General features: G+C 60.8%; 17 protein-coding genes. 5 read left to right on the forward strand and 12 right to left on the reverse strand.

All coding sequences use genetic code 11. The features are described 5' to 3' along the window. Positions 1 to 167: 167 nt before the first annotated feature. The 12 genes from I7X13_RS10075 to I7X13_RS10130 all read right to left on the reverse strand — a co-directional run bounded on the left by I7X13_RS10075 (position 168) and on the right by I7X13_RS10130 (position 15,681). Positions 168 to 1,334 (reverse strand): T9SS type A sorting domain-containing protein, encoded by a 1,167-nt coding sequence (locus tag I7X13_RS10075; protein WP_198075370.1) that lies wholly within the window; start codon positions 1,332 to 1,334, stop codon positions 168 to 170. Positions 1,335 to 1,391: 57 nt separating this feature from the next. Then, positions 1,392 to 2,048 carry a 3-oxoacid CoA-transferase subunit B gene (locus I7X13_RS10080; RefSeq protein WP_198075371.1) on the reverse strand — a complete coding sequence of 219 codons (657 nt, stop codon included), beginning with the start codon at positions 2,046 to 2,048 and terminating at the stop codon, positions 1,392 to 1,394. Between the two features lie 81 nt (positions 2,049 to 2,129). After that, positions 2,130 to 3,476, reverse strand: a complete 1,347-nt coding sequence (locus I7X13_RS10085) for a serine hydrolase domain-containing protein (protein WP_198075372.1) — start codon at positions 3,474 to 3,476, stop codon at positions 2,130 to 2,132. A 41-nt stretch (positions 3,477 to 3,517) separates the two neighbouring features. Next, a complete protein-coding gene (locus I7X13_RS10090) occupies positions 3,518 to 4,213 on the reverse strand; it encodes a CoA transferase subunit A (protein ID WP_198075373.1) in 696 nt (231 codons plus the stop codon). Then, the gene (locus I7X13_RS10095; protein ID WP_198075374.1) at positions 4,210 to 5,451 is read right to left on the reverse strand and encodes a carboxypeptidase-like regulatory domain-containing protein; all 1,242 of its coding nucleotides are present in this window, start codon (positions 5,449 to 5,451) and stop codon (positions 4,210 to 4,212) included. Before I7X13_RS10095 ends, I7X13_RS10090 begins: the two co-directional genes overlap by 4 nt. A gap of 120 nt (positions 5,452 to 5,571) precedes the next feature. Continuing rightward, positions 5,572 to 6,810 carry a carboxypeptidase-like regulatory domain-containing protein gene (locus tag I7X13_RS10100; protein ID WP_198075375.1) on the reverse strand — a complete coding sequence of 413 codons (1,239 nt, stop codon included), beginning with the start codon at positions 6,808 to 6,810 and terminating at the stop codon, positions 5,572 to 5,574. Positions 6,811 to 6,843: 33 nt separating this feature from the next. Beyond that, complete coding sequence (locus I7X13_RS10105) at positions 6,844 to 7,791, reverse strand: bifunctional riboflavin kinase/FAD synthetase (protein WP_198075376.1); 948 nt, start codon at positions 7,789 to 7,791, stop codon at positions 6,844 to 6,846. A gap of 172 nt (positions 7,792 to 7,963) precedes the next feature. Then, positions 7,964 to 8,809 carry a tRNA pseudouridine(55) synthase TruB gene (gene truB / locus I7X13_RS10110; RefSeq protein WP_198075377.1) on the reverse strand — a complete coding sequence of 282 codons (846 nt, stop codon included), beginning with the start codon at positions 8,807 to 8,809 and terminating at the stop codon, positions 7,964 to 7,966. Next, the gene (locus tag I7X13_RS10115) at positions 8,809 to 9,639 is read right to left on the reverse strand and encodes an undecaprenyl-diphosphate phosphatase (RefSeq protein WP_198067916.1); all 831 of its coding nucleotides are present in this window, start codon (positions 9,637 to 9,639) and stop codon (positions 8,809 to 8,811) included. Before I7X13_RS10115 ends, truB begins: the two co-directional genes overlap by 1 nt. A gap of 81 nt (positions 9,640 to 9,720) precedes the next feature. Then, positions 9,721 to 10,044 carry a DUF3098 domain-containing protein gene (locus tag I7X13_RS10120; RefSeq protein WP_198075378.1) on the reverse strand — a complete coding sequence of 108 codons (324 nt, stop codon included), beginning with the start codon at positions 10,042 to 10,044 and terminating at the stop codon, positions 9,721 to 9,723. 76 nt (positions 10,045 to 10,120) lie between these two features. Then, positions 10,121 to 11,020, reverse strand: coding sequence for a cell division protein FtsX (locus I7X13_RS10125; RefSeq protein WP_198075379.1), 900 nt, complete (start codon positions 11,018 to 11,020; stop codon positions 10,121 to 10,123). Between the two features lie 41 nt (positions 11,021 to 11,061). Beyond that, positions 11,062 to 15,681 (reverse strand): translocation/assembly module TamB domain-containing protein, encoded by a 4,620-nt coding sequence (locus I7X13_RS10130; protein WP_198075380.1) that lies wholly within the window; start codon positions 15,679 to 15,681, stop codon positions 11,062 to 11,064. A 186-nt stretch (positions 15,682 to 15,867) separates the two neighbouring features. Here I7X13_RS10130 and tsaD point away from each other — a divergent pair, with 186 nt between their 5' ends. The 5 genes from tsaD (at position 15,868) to I7X13_RS10155 (ending at position 20,235) form a co-directional block, all read left to right on the forward strand. Continuing rightward, the gene (gene tsaD, locus I7X13_RS10135) at positions 15,868 to 16,881 is read left to right on the forward strand and encodes a tRNA (adenosine(37)-N6)-threonylcarbamoyltransferase complex transferase subunit TsaD (RefSeq protein WP_198075381.1); all 1,014 of its coding nucleotides are present in this window, start codon (positions 15,868 to 15,870) and stop codon (positions 16,879 to 16,881) included. 86 nt (positions 16,882 to 16,967) lie between these two features. After that, positions 16,968 to 17,429, forward strand: coding sequence for an SsrA-binding protein SmpB (gene smpB, locus I7X13_RS10140; RefSeq protein WP_198067921.1), 462 nt, complete (start codon positions 16,968 to 16,970; stop codon positions 17,427 to 17,429). 96 nt (positions 17,430 to 17,525) lie between these two features. Beyond that, positions 17,526 to 18,317, forward strand: a complete 792-nt coding sequence (locus I7X13_RS10145; protein WP_211531917.1) for a C40 family peptidase — start codon at positions 17,526 to 17,528, stop codon at positions 18,315 to 18,317. A gap of 297 nt (positions 18,318 to 18,614) precedes the next feature. Beyond that, positions 18,615 to 19,106 (forward strand): HNH endonuclease, encoded by a 492-nt coding sequence (locus I7X13_RS10150; protein ID WP_198067922.1) that lies wholly within the window; start codon positions 18,615 to 18,617, stop codon positions 19,104 to 19,106. 61 nt (positions 19,107 to 19,167) lie between these two features. Beyond that, on the forward strand, positions 19,168 to 20,235 hold the full coding sequence (locus tag I7X13_RS10155) for a fatty acid desaturase family protein (RefSeq protein ID WP_198067923.1): 1,068 nt from the start codon (positions 19,168 to 19,170) through the stop codon (positions 20,233 to 20,235). Positions 20,236 to 20,249 lie beyond the last annotated feature (14 nt).

The following is a 20,249-nucleotide window of genomic DNA, read 5'->3' on the forward strand; positions in this document are numbered from 1 at the left end:
ATAATATCGAAGAAAGCGCTGTGTTAGAGGTTGGGCCGCTAGGGACCCCAGTAGCCGGGCACCGGCAATGGCCCGACAAAATTACCCGTAAAAAAACCCGTTGGCGGCGTTCGCCAACGGGTCCTTCAACGGAAAAACAGTCAAAACGGTGCAATTCGTCATTAATGCTACTCGCGCACCAGCCGGCGGGTGGCGGTGCCCTGGGCGGTTTGCACCGTCAGCAGCAGCACGCCCCGGAAGGTGCCAAAGTCCTCGGCCTCAAGGCGAATGGTACCGGAATTGCTGCCAAAGCTGCGCCGAAACAGCTGCCGGCCCACCACGTCGGTGGCCGATACTGTGAGCAGGCCGCTACCGGCGGGTACCGTCAGGGTGAGCGGCGTGCCGATGGCCGAGGGGTTGGGGTAGGCGGTCAGCACAGCATCGGTGGCCGCGTCGCGGGTGGCCGTGCGAATAATACGGCGATAAATGTCGCGGTATTCCACGCCGGTCACGGTTTCGGTGCCGCCAATGGTGCGCGTGGTGATGGTGAGCAGCGGCACGTGGTGGGTTTTGGCCAGCCACTTATACTCGCGGGTCAGCGGAATGTCGAAACCCTGACCGGCCGTGCCACCAAAAGCTACGCTGTCGTGGTCGATGAGGGTGGTGACCACGCGCACCGTTTGGAACGTGCCAAAGGGCGTGGTGAGCGTGCCCCAGGCATCGGGCTTATTCACGCGCTTGCGCTTCTGGCTCAGGTAGCCCACCGTGGCAACGGCCGCCGGGGTAGAAAAGAACGAGCTGCTGGAATCGGGCAGGCTGGCGAAGCTCAGCGGGAAGCGGTAAATCACGTCCTGCTGGGCTGCGCTGGCATACGTAACCGGAATGGCCGTGCCACTGAGCGACGCGCCAAACCCCACGGACCGGAAGTCCTGCTGAGCCGCCGTCGCCGTCGATAAGCTATAGAACTGGTAAGTATCGGTGATGGGAATGGGCAGGGCCACGGGCAGCGGCAGCGCCTGCGGCGACGCTACCGTGGCCCGGTTCACGCCCCCAAACAGTGCCCCGAAGGTGAAGGCGTACACTGGCGCGGTACTGGTGACGCTGCTTGCCGATACGAATGATTCGACTCGTTGCGAGGTGGGGGCGAGGGTGCTGTAGTTCCAGGTTTGGTTGGCCCCACGCCGCGTCAGGGGCGGCACGGTGCTGGGTAGGGCCGGGCTGGCCACGCTCAGCCGCAGGCTGTCCACGGTGGTGGTAGTGGCCGGCATATCGTTCCGGTCGATTATCGGCGAAACCTGGGCCTGGGCCAGCACAGGAACGACAGCAAGGAGCAGCAGGGGTAAGAGTTGGCGCATAGAATCAGCAGTGAAGGGTGGTGACGAAGATACGCCGGCTGCCTTTGTTTCAGGATATTAGAGCACCATTTCGGGTACTTCGCCGGCGGGCACCACCAGCTTGCCGGCAGTGGCGGCCACAATCTGTTCCACGGTCACGCTGGGGGCGCGCTCGCGCAGTACGAAGCCGTCGGGCGTGACGTCGATGACGGCCAACTCGGTCACGATTTTCTTCACGCAGCGCAGGCCGGTGATGGGCAAGGTGCAGTCAGATAGCAGCTTAGAAGAGCCGTCGCGGGCTACGTGCTGCATGGCCACGATGATGTTCTTGGCGGAAGCCACCAAATCCATCGCGCCGCCCATGCCTTTCACCATTTTGCCGGGGATTTTCCAGTTGGCAATGTCGCCGCGCTCCGATACTTCCATCGCGCCCAGGATGGTGAGGTCGACGTGCTCGCCGCGAATCATGCCGAACGAATCAGCCGAGGAGAAGATACTGGAGCCGGGCAGCGTGGTCACGGTCTGCTTGCCGGCGTTGATGAGGTCGGGGTCGACCTGGTCTTCGGTGGGGAAGGGGCCCATGCCGAGCAGGCCGTTTTCGGATTGCAACTCCACGTTGATGCCGGCCGGAATGTAGTTGGCTACCAGCGTGGGAATGCCGATGCCGAGGTTGACGTAGGAGCCGTCTTTCACTTCCTGGGCGATGCGCCGGGCGATGCCGTGTTTGTCTAGCATAAGATTATCTGAACCACGGATTCGACGGATTGGTCGGATTTCGCGGATTTTTGGGTGGGAGTTAGGAGGAAAAAGCTGAAATTACTTGGTTCCCGCAGCCGGAACAGTCGTGCCGGCTGGCGCCGTCTGGCCGGGCACAAACGACTCGTACACGGCGGCTTTGAACTTACCGGCCAGGTCGCGGCCGGTGCTGTTGGGGTATTTCTGGGTGTAAATCAGGCCCACCAGCTTTTGCTGCGGGTCGACCCAGTACGTGGTGCCGAAAATGCCACCCCACTCATAGGAGCCGGCCGACAGGCCCGGCACCCGCGCATTTTCGGGGGGTGTGATGCTGAAACCCAGGCCGAATTTATTGCCACCCTGGCTCACGCTGCCCATCTGGTTCTGGGTGATGAGGGCCACGGTGGCGGGCTTCAGCAGCTGGCGGCCCTGGTATCTGCCGCCGTTCAGCATCATCTGCAGAAACCGGGCGTAGTCGTCGATGGTAGACGACAGGCCCGCGCCGCCCGAAAAGTACGTGCCTTTGGCCTTGGGGTAGTTGGGTGTCATGCGGCCCTGCGGTTCCATTTCTACGCTTTGCTTGGCGGCGTTTTCAGTGTACAGCAGCACCAGGCGGGCCTGTTTCTCGGCAGGCAGGTAGAAGAAAGTGTCCTTCATGCCCAGCGGCTCAAACAACCGCGTGCGCAGAAACTGGTCCAGCGACTGGCCCGAGAGCACCTCAATCAGCCGGCCCAGCACGTCCACGCTCAGCCCGTAGGTAAACCGCTCGCCCGGCTGGTGCATCAGCGGTAGCTTGCCCAGCGCATCCATGGAGGTAGCCAGCGTGCCCGAAGGCGTGCCAATGCCGCTCGGAATACCCGCTTTGGCATAAATGGCCGTGGCTTCCCGCGTCCCAATCACCGGGTAGCTGATGCCTGAAGTGTGGGTGAACAGCTGCCGGATGGTGACCGGACTATTAGCCGGCACCGTGGTGTAAGTCGAGTCTTTCTGGTTGAAGCTGGCCAGCACCTGCGCGTTGGCAAAGGCCGGCAGGTACTTCGCAATGGGGTCGTCGAGCTGGAATTTGGCTTCGTCGTACAGCATCATCAGTCCCACGCTGGTCAGGGCTTTGGTCTGGGAGGCGATGCGAAAAATGGCATCGGTGCGCAACGGCGTTTGGTTGGCAAGGTCGGACACGCCGAAAGCATTGCGATACACCACCTTGCCGTCGCGCATCACCAGCGCAATGGCGCCGGGCACGCGGCCGGCGGCAGTGTACTCAGCCAGCAGCCGGTCGATGCGCTGGGCGCCGGCCGGGTCGACAATAGCCGGAGTCGCCGCCGGGTTGGCTGGGACCGAGCGTCGCGCCTGGCGGGCCGGCGCGGCTACCTGCGCAAACGCGCTGGGGCTGCTTAGCAACAACAGCAGGACAACGGCGGACTTTTTCATGGGCTAATCAGAAAAACAGGTTTTGCGCGGCTGGGGAAGCGTTAGGCCCGCACCGTGCGCTGCTCAATGCGCTTTTCGTACCGCTCACCCTGGTAGATGCGCTGTACGAAAATGCCCGGCGTATGAATCTGGTTGGGGTCGAGCTCGCCGGCGGGCACCAGCTCTTCCACCTCAGCCACCGTGATTTTGCCGGCCGTGGCCATCATGGGGTTGAAGTTGCGGGCCGTCCCTTTATAAATCAGGTTGCCGGCGGTGTCGCCCTTCCAGGCTTTCACGAAGGCAAAGTCGGCGTGCAAAGCGGTTTCCAGCAGGTACATCTTGCCGTTGAACTCGCGGGCTTCCTTGCCCTCGCCCACCTCGGTGCCGTAGCCGGCCGGGGTGAAGAAGGCCGGGATGCCCGCGCCGCCCGCCCGGCAGCGCTCGGCCAGTGTGCCCTGCGGAATCAACTCCACTTCCAGCTCGCCGCTCAGCAGCTGGCGTTCGAATTCGGCATTTTCGCCCACGTAGCTCGAAATCATCTTGCGCACCTGCTTGGTTTGCAGCAGCAGCCCGATGCCGAAGTCATCGACGCCCGCGTTGTTGGAGATGCAGGTGAGGTTTTTTACGCCGAGGCGCAGGATTTCCTGAATCGAGTTTTCGGGGATGCCGCACAGGCCGAAGCCGCCGAGCATCAGGGTCATGCCATCGGTGAGGCCCTGCAGGGCGGCTTGCACGTTGGGAACGGTTTTGTTTATCATGGGTGGGTTTTGGGGGAGGCGGCCGGAGCCGGCGGCAGGTAATTCACGGGTAAAAATTCACCCATTTTTTCGAACCCCCAGTATTCGTCGGTAAATACGGCCAGCGGATTCGTCAATTGGCCGTTGGGTTGAATCTCAATTTCACGCACCATCAGCACCAGCTGCGACACCTGCCGGTCGGCGGGCGGGGAGGGCGCATTGGTGGGCTGCGCCGTGCGTATTGGGTAAAGCGGGTCGGGTGCTTCGCGCAAGTAGCTAACCTGCAGGTTGTCGCGAAAGCGCAGAAAAACCGGCTCGCCCCCGGCTGCCACGCGGCGCACGCTATCCACGGGCAGCACCTTCGTGTAGAGCATCGAAAACGCCGCGGGCACCTTGCTCCAGATTCGTATTGAGTCATTATCTGCTGCCGACAGCATTCGCGTTTCCCGCTCGCGCAGCAATTGGCGGCGCAGGCTGTCGGCCCGGGCAAAGCGCGGGTTGGGCACAATGCGCAGGCGCTGGGCCGTAAAACCTTCCTCGGCCACCTGCCCGGCCCGCACGCTGCTCAGAAAATGGGTGAGCGAGCCATGATAGGCCGCCGCCCGGTTGGCTTCCCAGCGGCGCTGTTGGCGGGCGTTCCGGGCCGTCATTTCCTCAAATACCGGCTGGCCGTAGAACGTGACGACGTGCTGGGTGAAGTTGGTGTTGAAGCGCAGCCCGTAGTATTTGATGCGGTAGCCGAGGGCCTGGTTATCAACCTGCACAAAGTTGATGGCCGTGGCGGTCAGCTCATTGGCTTCGGGGTCGAAGTCAACCAGCACATCATCGGGGTTGCGGATGCGGCACTGGCGCGAAAACGTGGTGCGGCCCAGAAACAGCTCCGTGAATTTCTGGTAGTCGCTGGCGCGGTTGGGGTTGGGGCGCACCACCACTTCGGCGAGGCGGTTGGCTGTGGGCGTCAGCAGCAGTGTAAGCTGCTGCGCCGCCGGCCCAACGGTGATGGATTGCTTGGCCAGCCGGTAGCCCAGGTAGGAGCCCACCACGTCGTAAGTGCCGGCCGGCACGCTCGGGAAATTGAACTTGCCCTGCTCAGTAGTCGTCACGCCCAGTGTGGTATTGGCCAGAAACACGCTGGCGAACGGCAGCGGCTGGTGCGTCAGCGAATCCAAAACCACGCCGCTCAGCCGGCCCTGCGCCCGAATGCTGTCGGGCCGTGCCAACAGCGCCAGTAGCAGTAGAAGCACCGGGTAGAAGCGCATTCGGGCAAAGCGGAGGTGAAACGGTTTAGAGACGCATACTTGCGTCTCGTCGTTAGGATGTGTCAGGCTAATTCCGCTCAACGACGAGACGCAAGTATGCGTCTCTAAGTAACCGGCCCCTTACTGACGGGGCGCAGCTGTCGATGCCGTGGGCGGCATGTAGTCAAACGGCAAAAACTCCCCGATTTTCTCAAAACCCCAGTATTCGCCATTATACACGTCGAGCGGGTTCAGCAGCGAGCCGTTGGCCTGAATGGCGGCCTCGCGGCCCTGCAGCTTCAGGCGCGACACCTGCCGCTTGGCCGGGTACGGGATTTTGGGGTAGCCCAGCGGCGACATCGGCCGCTTATACAGCGGGTCGGGCGCTTCGCCGAAGTGGGCCACCTGTAGCTCGCCCGTGAAGCGCAGGAAAGTCCGCTTCCCGTTCGGCCCTACCCGGCGGATGCTGTCAATGGGCAGCGGCGTCTGGTTGAGGGTGGCGATAACCGGGGCCATGTCTTCCCACTTATCGAGCGAATCCTGCTCGGTGGCGGTGAATTTATTGTCGGGCCGGCTGGCCAGTAGGGCGCGGCGTTTCTCGTCGGCGCGCTCGAAGCGAGGGTTCGGGCCCACGATGATTTGCTGGGTTAGGAAGCCCTCGGCCTGCACGCGGTTGTTGTACACGCTGCGCAGAAAGTGCATAAACGAGCCCGTGTAAGCCGTGAGGCGGTTGGCAGTCCACAGCTTGCGCTGGCGCTCATCGCGCGGCTTCAGTTCCTCAAAAACCGGCTGGCCGTAATAAGAAATCGAGCCGTCCTCGTCGTTGGCCGCGAAATACAGCCCGTAGTATTTTAGGCGGTAGCCCAGCGCCTCATTATCAATCTGCACAAACTCCTTGGCCTGCGCGGTCAGCGTTTTGGTCGAGTCGTCGAAAAATACGCGCACATCATCGGGGTTGCTGATGTGGCACTGGGCCGAAAACGAACTGCCGCCCAAAAACAGCTGCGCAAATTTCTGGTACTCTTCCGGCTTGTTGGGCTCCGGTTTCACCACCACTTCGCCCAGCTGGTTGCCGGTGGGGGCCAGTTGCAGCGTAATCTGCTGCGCGGCGGCGGTCATGGTCACCGACTGCTTGGCCAGTCGGTAGCCCACGTAGGAGCCCACCACGTCGTAGGTGCCGGCCGGCACCTTGGGAAACTCGAATTTGCCCTGCTCGGTCGTCGTTACGCCCAGCGTGGTATTGGCCAGGAAAACGCTGGAAAACGCCAGCGGCTCATGCGTCACCGAATCCAAAACCACGCCGGTCAGCTTGCCCTGGGCCTGCGCCGCACTTCCCATTCCCAGCAAACAGCAAACCAGCAATAATTGCAAATATCTCATTATGAAATAATAAGGTAAGATAATAACGGCCGGCTAAGCCAGCGCGGCCCGCGTGTTCTGCTCATCCAACGCCAGTTGGGCAATTAGCGCATCCAGTCCGTCGTATTTTTCTTCGGCCCGCAGCCAGGCCACAAACTCCAGCGTCAGCAGCTGGTCGTATAAGTCGCCGCTGAAATCAAGCAGGTTTACCTCAATCGTCTGAGCCAAATCGGTGCCAATGGTGGGCCGCACCCCAATGCTGAGCATGGCCTGGTGCCGCGTACCTGCCGCCGTGGTGGCCCACACCGCGTAAATGCCCCGGGCCGGCACCAGCTTCAACGGCTCTTGAACGGCCAGATTAGCCGTCGGATACCCAATGGTACGGCCGAGCTTCTGGCCGTGCTCCACCAGGCCCGTGAGCGGATAGTGGTAGCCCAGGTAGCGGTTGGCCGTGGCAATGTCGCCCTGGCGCAGCGCCTGCCGGATGCGGGTGCTGCTCACGCCCACGGCGTCCACGTCCTCGCGTGGTATTTCCTCCACGGTCAGGCCGTAGCGGTCCGCATTCTGGCGGAGGTAGTCGAAGCCGCCTTCGCGATTTTTGCCAAAGCGGTGGTCATAGCCAATCACCAATTGTTTGGCACCCACGGTTTTTAGCAGCAGGTTCTGGATGTATTCCTCCGAAGTCCACTGCGCGAATTCCCTGGTGAAGGGCACGATAAGCAGGTAGTCCACGCCCCGCTCGGCCAGCTTGGCAATGCGCTCATCCAGCGTGTTCAGCAGCTGCAATTCCAGCAGCTCGGGGTGGGAGGGCGGGGGGCCCAGCACCAGGCGCGGGTGCGGCCAGTAGGTAATCACCACCGATGGCGCGCCGCTGGCCTGCGCCACCTCGCGCAGCCGCGCCAGAATGCGCTGGTGCCCCACGTGCACCCCATCAAAGGTGCCGCTGGTGACGACGGCATTGCCAAGAAACGGAAACTGGGCCGGGTCGCGGATGACGTGCATAAGGCGCCGGAGAAGCGTATTTGAAGGGATAAAAACCGCCACGAAGGTAGCGCTATGCCGTTGTACGGAGTAGAGACGCAATATTTTGCGTCTCATCGTTGCTGATGTTGTTGAGCCTCGGTGCAGCTCCGGCCGTTCAACGATGAGACGCAAAATATTGCGTCTCTACAACTTACTCCGCCGATTTTTCGGTCGCGTCCTTGAGATGCTTGGCCGCCAGCGCATCGGCCTGGAGCGCGGCAAAGTACTGCAGGCCAGCGCGGTTGGGAGCCGTATTGGGTCGTTCGTGACGGGAGCGGGTCGTACCCGGTAGGGTGGACGCTTCGCTATCGGGCCGAGGCGGACGCAGCGCCTGAATGGCATCCAGCGTAAAGGCATCTTCCACCCGGTACTCGCCAATGCGAGTGCGCACCAGGCGTGTGAGGTGAGCGCCGCAGCCTAGGGCCACGCCCAGGTCGCGGGCCAAGCTGCGGATATACGTGCCTTTGGAACAAACTACGCGGAAGTCGACTTCGGGCAGCGCAATACGCGTGATTTCGAAGGTCTTGATTTCAACCGTTTTGGCCTTTATCTCAGCCTCCTGGCCGGTGCGGGCCAGCTCGTAGGCGCGCTTGCCGTCGATTTTTACGGCCGAGAAAATGGGAGGTGTTTGCTGGATGAGGCCGGTGAACTGGGCCGTAGCGGCCGTAATCTGCTCGTCGGTGATGTGGGCGTAGGGGCGGGCCATATCCACGGCCGTTTCAAGGTCGAAGCTGGGCGTGGTTTCGCCGAGGCGGAAAGTGCCGGTGTATTCTTTTTCCTGGGCCTGAATCTGGTCGATTTCCTTGGTTTTCTTGCCCGTGCAGAGGATGAGCAGGCCGGTAGCCAAGGGGTCGAGGGTGCCGGCGTGGCCGATTTTCTTGATGCGCAGCGTGTTCTTCACCTTGCGCACCACATCGAAAGAAGTCCACGTCAAGGGTTTGTCCAGGAGCAGGACTTCTCCCGTTTCAAAGTCGAAATCGGCCAGGGTCTTCGTCATTATACCAGATTTAAGGGCAGCTTCAACGCCAACATAATCAACAAAATACCGCCCGCAATTATGCGGTAGATGCCAAAGGCCCGAAAGCCATACCGGGCTACAAAGCCCACGAACAGCCGGATGGCCAGTAGCGCGACCACAAAGGCCACCACGTTGCCCAGCGCCAGCATCTTCAGTTCGGTGCCCGAAAACAGGTGCGCCACGTCCACGCCCTGTGCTTTGGCGTCTTTGTAATAATCATAAATGTCTTTCACGGCCGCTGCCGCCATGGTGGGCATAGCCAGGAAAAAGGCAAATTCGGCTGCCGCCCGGCGCGTGAGCTTCTGCGTAAGGCCGCCGATGATGGTAGCGGCCGAGCGGCTGGTACCCGGCACCACGGCCAGGCACTGAAACAGACCGATAATCAAAGCTTCCTTGAAGCTGGGATTGGTGACGGGATGGCCGCCTTCCTGCGGGTCCTCCTGCGGGAACCAGCGGTCGATGAACAGCAGCACCGCGCCGCCAATGACGAGCATAACGGCTACCGTCGTCACCGATTCGAGCAGGGCATCGATGTGTTTTTTGAACAGCAGCCCCACCAGCACAATGGGTAGAAAAGCTACCAACAGCTTCAAATAGAAGTCAATGCTCTGGAAAAAGCGCTTGTAATACACCACAAACACCGATAAAATGGCACCCAGCTGAATGACTACCAGGTAGAGCTTGAAAAACGGCGTGGGCGGAATGCCCAGCAAGGCCGAGGCAATAATCATGTGCCCGGTGCTGGAAACGGGCAAAAACTCGGTTATGCCCTCCACAATAGCGAGGAGCAGCGCGTGCCAATAGGTCATTGGTAGTGGTTAACGGTTAGTTATTAGTGGTTAATGATTGATAATTAAGGGCATTGTTCCTTAGCTATCAATCGTGGACCGCTAATAAGGGCGCTTATAAGCCGGGGCTGCGGCAGGGGCGGCCACAACGGGCGCCTCGGTGGTAAAAGCCGGCGTGATTGCAGGAGCGTCAGCCACAGCCACTATTGATTTATCGCGCACCATAATGGCCGCAAATTCCACGATAAACCCGGCAATGAGCAGCAGCGGCCCGAGCGTGATGCCCACAAAATCTTCGCCGTAATTGGCCTTGTCGCCAAACATCATGGTGATGAAGCCAGCAGCCAACAGGGCCAGGCCCGCCCACATCAGGCGGTAGTTGCGGGGACCAAAGGCGAAGCGGAAGGCGGGTTTGGTGGGTTGCATATGGGATTATGATGTTATTCGTTATCGGTTAGAAAAATCATGCTGAGCGGAGTCGAAGCACAACGTTCTGAAGATGTTAATACAAGTCGTCGAGCGACATTTTGAGGTACTTGTGCACGGCGCGGGCCGAGCTGAAAAAGCCGATAACCACGCCCAGTCCGATGACGCCGAGCAGCAGCAACCCGAGGCGCAGGTCGTCGCGCAGTAGGCGCAGCGGCTCTACTTCGAGGTAAGCATATTGTAGCAGCGCCACCAGAATCAGCGCGGCCAGCAGGCCACTGGCCAGGCCCTGCCACGTAGCACGCCGCAAAAACGGCTGCTGGATAAAGAGCCGCGTCGCGCCCACCAGTTGCATGGAGCGGATGAGAAAACGCTGCGAGAACAGCGCCAGCTTAATCGTGTTGTTAATCAGAATGACCACCACCAACACCAGCACCGCCGCGAAGCCCAGCAGCACGAGGCTCACCCGCGTCAGGTTGTTGTTGATGCTGGCAAATAAATCCTGCGGATACTGCACTTCAAACACGCCGCGCTGAGCCGAAATGCTGCGGTTGAGCTGGCCCAGGTGGGTAGTGTCGGTAAATTCGGGCTTGATTTTGAGCACGTAGGCATCGCGCAGCGGGTTGTCGCCGAGGAACTGGCGGAAATCCTCGCCGGTGCTTTGCAGCAGCTGGCGGGCACCTTCTTCCTTACTCACGAAGCGAATCTGGGGCTTACCGTTGCGCTCGGCCACGAAGGGCTGCTGGCCCAGGTCCTGCTGCAGGCGGAGCAATTCCGTTTCGGGCAGGTCACGGTCGAGGTACACTTGCACCTCCAGGTTTTCGCGCACAACTTCGCTCAGTTTTTGGGCGTGCACCAGCAGCAGGCCAAACAAACCAATCACCACCAAGGCCAGCGTAATGCTGAACACCACGAGCAAAGTAGGGTAGGAGCCGAGCTTTTTCTTGCGCGAATGAGAAGTGGTTGGGGCAGCCATATCCGGCAAAGGTAACGGAAGGGATAAGGAAAAAGAACGTTCTACAGATTCGTGCGCGGGTCGTCGTCCACGGTCATCACCTCCTTGCCTTCGCGGGCCTTCTGGGTGTTGCGCTCCTTCTTTTTGGGGTTTTTGCGCGTGAACAGCTCGCCGAAAGTGTTAAACTGCTCAGTGTGCAGCAGCGACAGGCCCGCCCGGGGCTGGTTGATGGTTTCCAGGTCGCGTGGGGTGGTTTCGTAGCGCAGCTTTGCCCGGAATTTGCCATCAGCCCGCAGGTAGTATTCCAGGCTGAGGTCGCCGAGCAGGGAGGCTTGACCGGCGGTGTTGCCGGTGCTGGTAGGCGTAGTAGAACCGCCAGGCGTTGTGCTGTTTACCAGGTTGGAATTGCTGGTGAAGCCGCCTTCCCGCGTCACGCGCAAACGTCCGTTCAGAAAGGAGTAGCTGAGGCGCACTTGCAGGGCTTGCAGTTGCTCGGCAGTGATGCCGTTGATGTTGAAGTCGATTTCCAGGTTCTGGTCGATTTGCGAGGTAAGCAGGCCAAGCTGGGTACTCAGCACCTGGCCCAGGCTCTTGAACGCCGTATTGTCCTGCCCCCGAATGGAAATGGTGTTGCCAAACGAGCCCGGCGGCGAAAGCTGCTTGAATACCAATAGGCTGAATACCTGTCGGTTAAGCTCCTGCTCGTCGTTGCGCAGCGAAGTGGTGAAGGCGGCCAAATCGCCTTGGAGCGTGCCAGGCGTGTCGTTGAATTCCAGGTTGAGCTTGATGGCGGGCAACAGCAGCGGTCCGGTCAGGTTCATCACGGCCGTCACGGGCACCACCGCCACGCTCCCCGACGAGCCCGCGCCCAGCACCGGCGCCAGCGAGGTGCGTTGCGTGTAAGTCGCCGTCACGTTCATCTCGCCAGCCAGCGGGTCGCCGTTCCAGGAAATAATGCCGCCGGGGCGCACCACAAACTCCTTGTTAATCAGGCCTTGCAGCGTGAAATTGTAAGCCCCGCGCACTATCTCCACCTGCCCGTACATATTGAACTCACCGCGCGTGTCAATGGCCATACGCAATTGCCCGGCCGCCGAGCCGCGAATCACGTCACCAGTGCTTTCGTCAAGCAAAATCTCCACGTAGGCCTCTGGCGTGATGGTCAGGTTCATGTTCAGCTTGATGCCTGAGAGGTCCACCTTGTCCTGCGCGGCCACCGCTACAGCCTTTTTCGTGATGACGGTATCGCCTACCGGGTTGTTATTCACGAACTTGATGTAGCCAGCCTTCTCAGCTTTGGCCGCGTTGTCGAGGGGCAGGCTCACGCGGGTGCCGGCTTCGCTGCTGGCCCGCACGGTCACGTCGAGGTCGTCGGTGGGGCCGGTTACGCGGGCGGTGCCGGTGGCGTAGGCCGTGCCGAAATACAGCTCATTGTCCTTGCGCGTGGTGTTGAGCACCTGCATCTTACGGAAGTTTGCTGCAATATCCAGGCTCATGTCGTTGAAGCCGTGGTGCGTCACAATGCCGTCCACGGTGCCGGTATTGCCCAGCACATCGCGCAGCTTGATGTTGCGGAACTCTATCGATTTGTTGGTGAAGCTGATGCGGTCGGCAAACGTGTAGGTCGTGCCCAGATAGCCGAAGGTCAGGCGGCCGTTGGTCACGTCCACGTAGCCGAGCAGGTTGGGCGCGTCGAACAGACCCGTGAGCCGCAGCTCGCCCCGCCCGGTGCCGCCCAGATTCTTGAACAGCGACCCCAAAAACGGCTGCGCCAGCACAATGGGCGCGTCGTTGAGCGTGCCGGTAAGGTTGAACTGGTTGGTCTGGTCCTTCGGGGCAATGTCGCCCAGCACGGTCAGCACCGACTGGCCGGCGCGGGCCACGTCCAGGTTCACGCGTAGCTTGCCGGCGGCATTATCCCAGTCGCCACGCCCGGCCACCTGCCCAATCAGCGTGCCGTCGTATTTCAGCGAATCCACGCCCAGCGTACTGCTGATGGCCAGCGGGCCGTACACGCCGCTTACGGTGCCCTGGGCATTCACGCGGCCCGAGAGGTTCTGCCCGGTCAGGCTTTTGAGTGTCGCCAGCTCAAAGTCCTTGATTTGCAGCTGCAACGGCGGCTGGCTGGCATCGGGCGAGATAAATCCCTGGGCGCCCACAAACTGCTCCCCATTGCTAAAAGTCAGGTTCTTGATGTCGAATTCCTTGCCGTAGTTCGAAATCTTGACCGAGTTGTTCTCGGCAATAGTCCAGTCCTTGTCCAGCAGGTGCACATCGGATTTCCGGAAAATCACCTCCACCGCCCGGGCCAGAAAGCCCAGGGAGCCGTTGATGGTGGCCTTGTTGGTGGTACCCGTCTGGGCCAGCGAGGTTGAAAAGTTGATGCGCTGCTGGTCCCACACGCCTTCCACGATGAACTTCTCGGTGCGCCCCAGCCCCGGCAGCACCTGCCGGTCGCTCGTGATACTGGCCTGGGCCAGAATGTCGGGCTTGTAAGGCAGCTTCGAGGTCAGGAAGTCGAAGTTGTCGTTCACCGTGCGCACCGGGCCGTAGCGCAGGCTGTCGAGGTGGCCGCCGAGCTGAAAAATCGACGTGGCCCCGTTCCGGAACGAGCCGTCGATGCGGCTGCCGTCGGCCACCCGCAAGTCGGGCACAAACAGCGTCAGCAGCGGGTTGGCCTTTTTCAGATTCAGCAGCAAATCAACCTGATACACCGGCAGCGCACGCTGGCGCTTGCGGCGGTAGTAGTCGGCCGTGGCCGTGGGGTTGCTCTCAAAATTGAGCCGGTACTCGGTGATGAGCGTCTGCACGTCGCGCACCACATCGGAGGTGTTGAAGGTGCCGGCCAGGCTGGCGTTCAGGGCTTCGGAGCGCAGCGTGACGCGGCGCTGGTTGAGGCGGTTGCGGGTGCTCACCACGTCCAGCGTGTCGAGGTTGAGCTTGCGGCCTTCCAGGGTAAAGCGCGAATGGCGCAGGCGCGCGTAGCCGATGAGCGAATCGAGCTGCACCCCCTTGAATTTCACGTCGGCCGTGGTGCTCACGGTCAGCGGCTGGCTCAGCAGGCCCAGCGTGCGCAGGTTGGCGTAGTCGATTTTAGTCTTCACGTCCACGTTTTCGTGCTTGCGCTCCAGGTCGATGTGGCCGTCGGCCACCAGGCGCACGGCCGGGTCGTTCACGCTGGCGTGGCCGTTGAAGTGCAGCGGCCGGAAGTCGCCATCAAACGCAATGTTGCGGTAGCGGTAGCCATTGAGCCAGATGGCCGGCACTGTGAGCTTGGCCTTGCCCTGCGCGAAGGCCGGCAAAAAGCCCGTGCCGGCCACGTGCCCGTCCAGCGTCACGTCCCGGATGATGCTTTCATCGCCCAAAAACTTGCCGAGCTGGAAGGCGTTGGAGCGCACCGTGCCCTCGTAGGTGGCGTGCGTGAGGTCGGTTTTGGTCTTCAGGTTTACGTCCGTGGCCACAAAGCCCAGGGCCGTGTCGAACGAGGCATTGGCCACGAAGTCATCGTAAAAGCCCAGCATCTGGCCCTGCAGTTTCACGGTGCCCAGCTTCTGCACAAACTTATTGGCCGCCGCCGGCAGCCAGTGTTTCAGGTCGGCGGCCACCACCACCGAGGGCAGCAGGCGCAGGTCGATGAAGCTTTCCTTGTAATTGGGCAGGCCGTCGGCGTGGGCGCGCTTGGCCACAATGTGGGTGCCGCTGCCGTAACGCACGTCGAGGTTGTTCACCTTGAAATCGCGCACGTAGCCCGAGGCATCGCCCGAAATGGCCACCGCCTCGTGCATTTCGCTCAGCTGCGGGGCAAACTTGGCAATGTCATCCGAATACACTTTGGAATTGCGCAGGTGCGCAATGGTCTTCATCGAGTCGTTGTAGTCGGTGAAGTTGCTGAATACCCGAAACTCAAACCGCACGTAATCCTTAATCTGGCTGCGGCCCACGCGCAGGCTCAAGTCTTTGAACTCCCAGAAATGCGGCCCGTAGGTCATGTCCGCCGTGATTTCGCGCAGCGGCGTCCGTGAGGGCGTTTCCACGGCGTGCAACTGGCTGATGCGCATGCGCAGCGTGTCTTCGAGCCGGATTTTGGAGATGTCGGCGTAGATGCTATCGACTAGCAGATGGTCGTAGTCGATGCTCTGACCGTATGTTTTGGCGCGCGGCACGTCGCCTTTCTCGATGGCAAAGTGGCCATTGCGCAGCGCCACAGCGGCTATTTTGAAATCGAAAGGGGCCGACTTCGTGGTGTCCTTCGAAGGACCAATCAACCGCTTCACCGCCGTCATAAACTGGCTGAACGTGGTCGAATCGGGCTGGCCGGGCAGGTTTTTTAGCTCGAAGCGCGGCTCATTCAGCGTGAGTGTGGCAATGTGCAGGTGGCGCGGGTCGAACACCGAAAACAGCGAAATGTCCGCGTCGGCCCGTCCAATGCTGAACAGCTCACCGCCGCGCCGGTCCTTCACGCTCACCGCATCGAGCAGCACCCGCGAAAACGGCCGGATATCGACCGCGCCGATGGTGACCTGCTGCCCCAGCTTCTGCGTCAGCACGTCGGCCGCCTCGTGCGCCAGGCGCGTTTGCACGCTCGGGATGCGCAGTGCCACCAACGCCCCCACCACGGCCAATACCACCAGCAGCACGAGGCCCAGCAGTATTTTTAGCAGAATGGCGAAGAAACGACGCACCGGGGTAATGGGGGATGAACGCGGGAAACGCGGGTTAAACCGCAAAGTTGCGGCTTTTTAGTCGTTGGTGGCAACCGATGGCCAGCTTAGCAACCATCAGGCCAATGGAACGGCTACAGTTGAGCCGGGGTTCAACTCTATCGCGCCTTGGTGCGACCTTTGCCCGCTCAACCCTCCATTTGCCCCATGCCTGCGCATCCCATCATCCTCGCCATCGAGTCGTCGTGCGACGATACCGGCGCGGCCGTCCTGGCCGGCGGCCAGCTGCTGAGCAACGTTGTGGCCACCCAGAAAGTCCACGAGCAGTACGGCGGCGTGGTGCCCGAGCTGGCCTCGCGCGCTCACCAGCAGCACTTGCTGCCCGTCGTCACGGCCGCTCTCCGCGAAGCCGGCCTCACCAAAGCCGACCTCGACGCCGTGGCTGTCACTCAGGGGCCAGGCCTTCTGGGTTCCTTGTTAGTAGGCAGCATGTTCGCCAAGACGTTGGCGCTGGCGCTGGACAAGCCGCTGCTGGCTGTGAACCACATGCGCGCCCATATTCTGGCCCACTTCATCCGCGACCCCAAGCCCACATTTCCCTTTCTTTGCCTCACCGTGAGTGGCGGCCACACGCAGCTGGTGGTGGTGAAGTCGGCCTTGGAAATGGACGTCATCGGCCAAACCATTGACGACGCCGCCGGCGAAGCCTTCGACAAAACGGCCAAGCTCCTCGGCCTGCCGTACCCCGGCGGCCCGCACCTCGACAAGCTGGCCCGCCAGGGCAACCCGCAGCGCTTCGCCTTTCCGGTGGGGGCCATGCCGGGCTACGATTTTTCGTTCAGCGGCCTGAAAACCTCAGTGATGTATTTCCTGAAAAAGGAAGTGGCCGCCAACCCCGATTTTGTGCAGGAAAACCTGGCCGACCTCTGCGCCAGCATCCAGCACACCATTGTGGCCACGCTGCTGCGCCAGCTCCGCCGCGCCGCCGCCGATACCGGCCTTACGCAAGTGGCGCTAGCTGGCGGCGTGGCCGCCAACTCCGGCCTGCGCACTGCGCTAGAGGCCGAAGCCGTAGCCCAGGGCTGGCAGGTTTTCATCCCGGAATTTCAGTTTTGCACCGATAATGCTGCCATGGTGGCCATGACGGCCCACTTCCAATTCGAAGCCGGCGACTTTGCCGACCAGCTCAGCAGTCCCAACCCGCGCCTGAAGCTGACGTAACCACCCGGCGCCCCCGGTCTACCTTTGGCGCCCCATTCGCCGCCGTTGGTCCAACCGCCAACCACGAGCACCTGACAACTAGCCCAATGGCCAAGAAAGACGACAAGCCTACCATCATCAACATCAAAAACCGCCGCGCCAGCCACGAATACACCTTTCTGGCCAAGTACGACGCGGGCGTGATGCTGCAAGGCACCGAAATAAAAAGCATCCGCGAGGGCAACGTGAACCTAACCGACGGCTACTGCACCTTCGACCACCGCGGCGACCTCTGGATTCACAGCATCCGCATCGCGCCCTATTCCTTAGGGACTTACAACAACCACGACGCCATGCGCGCTCGCAAGCTCCTGCTCAACAAGCGCGAGCTGAAGCAGCTAGCCGGCAAAAAAACCGACCAGGGCCTCACCATTATCCCCCTGCGCCTGTTCGTGACGGACCGCGGCTTTGCCAAAATCGAAATTGCCCTCGCCCAGGGCAAAAAGCTCTACGACAAACGCAACGACCTCAAGGAAAAAGCCCAGAAGCGCGACATGGAAAGAATGTAGCGGATTGGTGGATTAGCGAGTTGGTGGATTGCTGCGTTAAGAATGCCACTACCGTAATTTGCAGCCTACAATCCACTAATCCATCAATCCACCAAATTGAATCCCGGCATCTGCGCGCTGAGCGCCGTCCCCGTCCGCGCCGAGCCCAACGACCGGGCCGAACTCGTTACCCAGCTGCTTTTCGGCGAGTGCTACCACATTCTGGTGAAACAGGAAAGCTGGTTGCAGGTCCAGCTCGCCGCCGACGACTACGTGGGCTGGATTGATTTCAAGCAGCATACGCCCGTTACACCTGAGTATTACGCTGCCTGGCGCGCCCAGGACCACCCCCGCGCCCTCGACGTGGTGCAGGCCGTGAGCGACGCCACCACCAAGATTCCGCTCACGCTCGGCTGCCGCCTGCCGTTTTTCGATGGCATGAACGTGCGCATCGGCGAGCGCGACTACTTCTACAACGGTACGGCCACCAACCCCACCGCCCCGCCCGACGCGGCCCGCCAAGCCTTATTGTTGCGCAAAGTGGGCCTGCTTCATCTGAAAGCGCCCTACGTGTGGGGCGGCAAAAGCATCTTCGGCCTCGACTGCTCCGGCCTGTGCCAGCAGCTCTACGGCCTGGTGGGCATTCAGCTCCCGCGCGATGCCCGCCAGCAGATTGACCACGGCCGCCCCGTGCACTTCGTGGCCCAAGCCAAATTCGGCGACCTCGCCTTCTTCGATAATGCCGAAGGCCGCATCGTGCACGTGGGCATGGTCATGGACGAGGGCCAGATTCTGCACGCCCACGGCGAAGTGCGCCTCGACCCGCTCGACCACAACGGCATCTACAACCGCGACCGGCAGCGCTACTCCCACAAGCTGCGCCTGATAAAGCGCCTGCTGCCGGAGTAGGAGGGGAGGACGCCTCTTGTCATTGTGAGTGGAGCGCAGCGAAACGCGGCAATCTGTCCTGTATTAACCCAGACACTTTCTTTTACCAGAAAGCCCCGACGCCTCGTAGTGTTGGGGCTTTCGCGTTTTAGAAAGGCTTTTCATATCATCAGGTTGGTCGCTGAAAACAGGACAGATTGCCGCGTTCCGCTGCGCTCCACTCGCAATGACAGGCGGGCTGAACTTAACCCCCGCACGCTTGTTTATCTGGTCGGAAACCGCTAGCTTTCGGCGGGTTATCCGAACCCAAAAGCGTGTATGGACCAAAAAGTGTTAGTGCTGAATGGCGACTATACCGCCATCACCCTGTGCAGCGTGCAAAAGGCGTTTGTGCTCCTGTTTCTCGACAAAGCCGAGATGGTAGCCAAGTCCGACGGCACCCTTCGAACGATTTCGCAGGCCTACCCCAAGCCGAGCATCATCCGCTTGCAGCGTTACGTGCGCGTGCCCTACAAAGGCATTGCCCTGAGCCGCCACAACATCTTCAAGCGCGACCATTTCGAGTGCCAATACTGCGGCTCGACCAAAAATCTCACGCTCGACCACGTGGTGCCCCGCTCGCGTGGCGGCGAATCTTCGTGGACCAACCTGCTCACGGCCTGCGCCCGCTGCAACCACGCCAAAGGCCACCACACGCCCAACGAAGCGGGTTTGACCATCCGGCAGCAGCCCAAGAAGCCCACGCTTGCGGGCTTTCTGCGCCTCTCGGCAGGTACCATTGACCAAAACTGGCACGCGTATCTGAATTAAGTTAGGTCATACGGGGTTGGGGCGGAGTACATTTGTTCTTCATTCTCCCCAAGCCCTGCTTATGGCCCTTCCCAAATTCGCCGCAACTCGCTCGTTTCACACCGAGTTGAAAACCCGGATAAATCAATACTTTGAAGAATCCGGCCGGCCGATGACGGGCAACGCCAGTCTCTTGTTCAAGGCAATATTCCTGGTTGGCCTGATGGTGGCGCTCTACGTGCACCTCGTGTTCTTCACGCCCGCCACCGGCTGGGCCCTGCTCGAATGCGCGGTGCTGGGCTGCGTGGTGGCCGCCATCGGCTTCAACGTGATGCACGATGGTGCCCACGGCAGCTTCTCGAAGCACCCCTGGCTAAACAAGCTGGCGGCTTACACGCTCGGCATGCTCGGCGGCAGCCCCTACATGTGGAACTCCAAGCACAACCTCATCCACCACACCTACACCAACATCGAGGGCCACGACGACGATATCAACATTCAGCCCTGGATGCGCATGGCCCTTGAGCAGCCCAAGCACGCGCTGCACCGCTTCCAGCACCTCTATTTCTGGTTTTTGTATTGCATGCTCTACATCTCCTGGATTTTCGTGATGGACTACCAGAAGTATTTCACCCGCCAAATCGGAGCCATCGGCCTCAAGCCGATGAACACCGGCGAGCACGTCAGCTTCTGGGGCTTTAAAGTGCTGAACCTTCTGCTCTACGTGGCCTTGCCCATCTACCTGGTTGGCTTCCTGCCGTGGCTGGCCGGCTTCCTGCTCAGCACTGCCGTTGCCGGCCTGGTATTGAGCATGGTGTTCCAACTGGCCCACACTGTGGAGGATGCCGCTTTCCCGGTGCCGTGCCCCACCACCCACAAGCTCGAAGACGAATGGGCCATTCATCAGGTGCGCACCACTGCCAACTTCGCTACCAACAACAAAGTGGTTAGCTGGCTGGTGGGAGGGCTCAATTTCCAGATTGAGCACCACCTGTTCCCCAAAATTTCGCACGTGCACTACCCCGCCATCAGTAAGATTGTGCAGCAAGTGTGCAGCGAGTTCGATATCACGTACAACAACTACGCCCGCACCCGCACCGCCATTGCCTCGCACGTTGGCTTCCTCCGCCAGATGGGCCGCGCCGCGTAGAGACGCTTATTTGC

This window comes from Hymenobacter negativus (genome assembly GCF_016056375.1).
In the GTDB taxonomy this organism is placed as follows: Bacteria; Bacteroidota; Bacteroidia; order Cytophagales; family Hymenobacteraceae; genus Hymenobacter; species Hymenobacter negativus_A.